Annotated in this window: 5 protein-coding genes; 3 read left to right on the top strand and 2 right to left on the bottom strand. The window is 46.4% G+C overall.

Annotated elements, in window-relative coordinates; genetic code table 11:
* The 3 genes from J6U00_RS11835 to J6U00_RS11825 all read left to right on the top strand — a co-directional run.
* Positions 1-329 (top strand): DUF6442 family protein (locus J6U00_RS11835; protein WP_296582102.1); only part of this gene is annotated, 329 nt, incomplete at its 5' end.
* Positions 330-344: 15 nt separating this feature from the next.
* Complete coding sequence (locus J6U00_RS11830; RefSeq protein ID WP_296582100.1) at positions 345-674, top strand: DUF6442 family protein; 330 nt, start codon at positions 345-347, stop codon at positions 672-674.
* Positions 675-689: 15 nt separating this feature from the next.
* Positions 690-899 (top strand): helix-turn-helix transcriptional regulator, encoded by a 210-nt coding sequence (locus tag J6U00_RS11825; protein ID WP_296582104.1) that lies wholly within the window; start codon positions 690-692, stop codon positions 897-899.
* 50 nt (positions 900-949) lie between these two features.
* On the opposite strand, the gene J6U00_RS11820 is transcribed toward J6U00_RS11825, so the two are convergent.
* Both J6U00_RS11820 and J6U00_RS11815 read right to left on the bottom strand, forming a co-directional pair.
* Positions 950-1783: a hypothetical protein gene (locus tag J6U00_RS11820; RefSeq protein ID WP_296582098.1), complete on the bottom strand. Its 834-nt coding sequence runs from the start codon at positions 1781-1783 to the stop codon at positions 950-952.
* Between the two features lie 171 nt (positions 1784-1954).
* On the bottom strand, positions 1955-3260 hold a 1306-nt coding region (locus J6U00_RS11815; RefSeq protein WP_296582095.1), incomplete at its 5' end, for a TRCF domain-containing protein.

The following is a 3260-nucleotide window of genomic DNA, read 5'->3' as shown; positions in this document are numbered from 1 at the left end:
TGAACAAGGAAGAAATCCTCGAAAAGAGCAAGAACGACTATAAAAAACACGACCCGATTGAAGAAACTACCATGCAGAAGGTATATAACTACATCTATGTAACAATGGCAGTCACTGTAAGTATAGTCTTTTTTATACATTTATTCATGCTGAAAAGGGCAGATTTAGGACTATGGGCGATCGTTGAGGCAGGTGTTGGTGCTGGTTGCCTCGCACGCAGTAAATACAAAAAGAAAAAAACTTACATCACTTTAGGGGTCATGTATCTTATAATTGCTGTAATACTGATAATTGTGGATACTGCAATTATGGTAACGAGCAGGGAATAAAAAGGAGGAAAAAATATGAACAAGGAAGAGATCCTAGAAAAAAGCAGACAGGAAAACAAAAACCGCGACATCGCGGAGATAGGCAGGGCAAGAAGTGATTCAAGATTCGCCGTGATCTTCACTATGCTTTTCACCTGCTTATTTGCAGTAATGACGATTCTTGTCACAGAAAAAATGAATTACGGAGCACTCGCAACTGCGATATGTATGCTTTTTTCAATGCAGCTTCATAGAACCATAAAGAGCAAAAATTCCGGGGATATTCTATGTGCTGCATTAATAGGCTTATGGTTCCTCATACTGACCTGTATCGCTGTACGTGAGCTTTTCGGCTCAAAACCATAAGGCGGTGGCTCAATGATAGACGATTCACTTGTACTCCGGAACCGGCTGAAAGAGATACGCAAGGAGCAGCGGCTCTCACAGGACGAGCTGGCGAAAATGGTGGGCGTGTCCCGTAATACAATAAGTTCCATAGAGACAGGGCAGTTCAATCCCACAGCCAAGCTGGCACTGATACTCTGTATCGCTCTCGATAAGAAATTTGAGGATATATTTTATTTTGACTGACATTCAAAAAGCGCTTCTGATATACTCGGAAGCGCTTTGCGTTATACATTTTAGTTTTCTGCACCGTCAGTAGCATTCTCCACCGCGGCTGCATCCTCAGTACGCTCTGCAAGAGGTATGGAATTGCCGTCCTCGTCATAGAATACGATATTGTCGATATACATATCAGACTCGTTGGCTATGCCCCAACGCATGATAAGGAAGTTAGCGTCCTCCATTTCTTCGCTCCAGCACATTCCGCTGTCAGCAAGAAGGAACTTGAATACACCGTGTACTGCACCGGAATTCTCGAAATTGTACTCTCCACCGCTGAACTCCTTGAAGTCATACCACTGGTCCTCCTTAGCGGTGACTGTACCGCCACCTCCACCTATCCAGCCGGGAGCTCTTACTCCCTCTGCGTCATCGGTCTTGAGATGGTCTGCGGTAGCCTGAGCGTAAAGGTCAAACTCTATACTGCGGACCTTTGCCGCACCCTCGCTGCCAAGAAGCTTTGTAGCACTGATTATCACCTTCTGCACCTTTCCTTCAAGTGGAACGGTATTGTCATCGGCGAATCTTAGCATCTTATTACCCATGAGCTCGGTCACTGAAAGAGTTCCGGAAGCACAATCCTTATCCTCACTCCTTGTAGTGACAAAATCAAATACACCGTCATCAAATGTAACGGTATTCGGATCTGATGCTTCAACTGCAACAGGCGGCGGAAGCTCCTCATCGGTCACTTCTTCTGTGGTCTCCTCGGGAACAGTAGTATCCACAGGAGCTGTAGTATCCTTGCTGGTATCGGGATTGGAGTCGGATTCTTTTTTATCCGAACATCCAGCCGCACAGGCTGCAAGGGCAAAAGCCATAGCACCTGCGATAAAGCTCTTATAATTCATATTATGTATCTCCTTTGTGTGTACTGTAACACTCCGTATCTCTTCTTTACAAAATCATTGTAGCACAAAAATCCGACCGTGTAAAGTGATTTGGAACTTTTTTCACAAGCCTATCATAAGAGTTTCGGCAAGCGAACAGTTAAGGGGAAGAATCTTTTCCGTCCCTGCAAACTAATGGCTGATTTCGCGATGCTGATAGAATATATCCACGGTCTCTATCATCATATCAAAGGGCAGTGTCTTCGGAGATATCTTCACGGACACGTAGGATTTGCCTGCTCCGTTGAAGGCTATCCTGCCCTTGTATGCCTTTTGAAGAGCAGCTATCTGATCTGTAGATACATACTCCGTATAGAAGTACATAGCGCCGTTCCTTTGAGATATCTCGGTGATACCGAGATGCGCAGCCTTATTTCTCAGCAGTGATACGTCTATAAGTCCCACTACCGACTTGGGCGGATCGCCGTAGCGATCGATAAGTTCGTCAATAAGGTCGGATTTATCCTGCTCGTTATTAACCAGCATTATCTTCCGGTACATATCTATACGCTGGTTAAGACTCGATATGTAGTCCTCGGGGATATGTGCGTCTATCTGTATATCCACGAGACACTCCGGTATTTTTTCCGGCTGTTCGCCTTTTTCCTCTGATATAGCCTCGGAAAGCAGCTGCAAATACATATCATATCCTACAGCCTCCATGTGTCCATGCTGCCTGCCGCCGAGTATGCTTCCTGCTCCTCTTATCTCAAGGTCCCTGAGAGCTATGCGGAAGCCGCTTCCGAACTGTGTGAACTCGCGCATGGCATTCAGTCTCTTTGTGGCTATCTCCGTAAGAACCTTATCGCGCTGATAGGTAAAATACGCATAGCCTCTGCGGTTTGAGCGCCCCACACGTCCGCGCAGCTGATACAGCTGGGAAAGTCCGAATCGGTCTGAGTCCTCTATGATAAGGGTATTTACATTAGGTACATCAACGCCTGTTTCTATGATAGTGGTGCATACGAGGATATCCACATCGTGCTCCACGAGCTGCTCCCATATATCCGACATATCGTCCTCACTCATCTGACCGTGCGCCACAGCTATACGTGCTTCGGGAAGCAGTTCCTGCAAGCGTGAGGCACAGGCTTGTATGGTCTCCACGCGGTTGTGGATATAATATACCTGTCCTCCACGGCGAAGTTCTCTGACGATAGCCTGCACAACAGTTCCCATATTGTATTCTATAACGTAGGTCTGTACCGGATATCTGTCCTGGGGTGGTTCTTCTATTACCGACATATCGCGTATGCCACTCATCGCCATATTAAGTGTACGGGGTATGGGAGTTGCCGATAGCATAAGCACGTCTACTCCGGTAAAGCTCTCTTTGAACTTCTCCTTGTGAGCCACGCCGAAGCGCTGCTCCTCGTCGATTATGGCAAGTCCGAGGTCCTTGAACACAACAGACTTCTGTATTATCTTATGAGTGCCG

Source organism: Ruminococcus sp. (genome assembly GCF_017650195.1).
In the GTDB taxonomy this organism is placed as follows: domain Bacteria; phylum Bacillota; class Clostridia; order Oscillospirales; family Ruminococcaceae; genus Ruminococcus.
The sequence above is the reverse complement of the archived record's forward strand: the minus strand, read 5'-3'. Positions and strand labels throughout refer to the sequence as shown.

Bases quoted from the DNA above. Each gene is read 5' to 3' on its own strand.
- J6U00_RS11830 (WP_296582100.1), top strand. From the start codon at position 345: ATGAACAAGGAAGAGATCCTAGAAAAAAGCAGACAGGAAAACAAAAAC.
- J6U00_RS11820 (WP_296582098.1), bottom strand. From the start codon at position 1,783: ATGAATTATAAGAGCTTTATCGCAGGTGCTATGGCTTTTGCCCTTGCA.